General features: G+C 69.4%; 2 protein-coding genes. Both read right to left on the bottom strand.

What is annotated here, in order from left to right:
• The coding region (locus AC1DWF_RS35385; protein WP_476843131.1) for a Rossmann-fold NAD(P)-binding domain-containing protein at nt 1-388 on the bottom strand (388 nt) is incomplete at its 3' end.
• 7 nt (nt 389-395) lie between these two features.
• Nucleotides 396-653: metallopeptidase TldD-related protein (locus AC1DWF_RS35380; protein WP_476843130.1), on the bottom strand; the 258-nt coding region annotated here is incomplete at its 5' end.

Below are 653 nucleotides of genomic sequence, written 5' to 3'. Positions count from 1 at the left end.
AGGGCGTGCGGTAGCGGCCCAGATGCATGCCGTACCACTTCGCCCCATGGATCAGATGGATATGCGCCAGGCGCGGCAGGCTGGCCTCCGCGGCGTCCACGAGGTTGCGCAGCATGCGGAGGTTGGCCGGCACGTCCTCCACGCCCGTCTCGCCATGCGGTGCGCGCGAGGCATAGACGATGCGGGAGATGTCGGGCCGCGTGGCGAGCGCATCCGCGAGGCCTGAGGCATCGTCGAGATCGGCGGTGAGCCAGAGGTCGTCGCCATCGGGCCTGTGGCGCGAGAGGCCGACGACCGTCTCGCCCGGCATCGCCCTGCCCCGCTCCAGGATACGGCTGGCCGCCGCACCCGTCGCCCCCACGATCAGCGTGACCTGCGTGTTGTCCATGCCGGGTTTATGCCCCGGCGAGCGTCATCCCGTCGATGCGCAGAGTCGGCACGTCGGTGCCGCGCTTGTAGACGAGATCATCCGCCGCGGTCATCGCCAGGAACATCTCGGGCAGCTTGCCGGCGATGGTGATCTCGCTGACGGGCTCGGCGAGCTTGCCGTCGCGGATCATGAAGCCGGCGGCACCGCGCGAGTAGTCGCCGGTGATGCCGTTCACGCCCATGCCGATGAGCTCGGTGATGTAGAGGCCCTCGCGGATATCGGC

The sequence above is a fragment of the Aminobacter sp. P4_D5 genome (assembly GCF_056401815.1).
The sequence above is the reverse complement of the archived record's forward strand: the minus strand, read 5'-3'. Positions and strand labels throughout refer to the sequence as shown.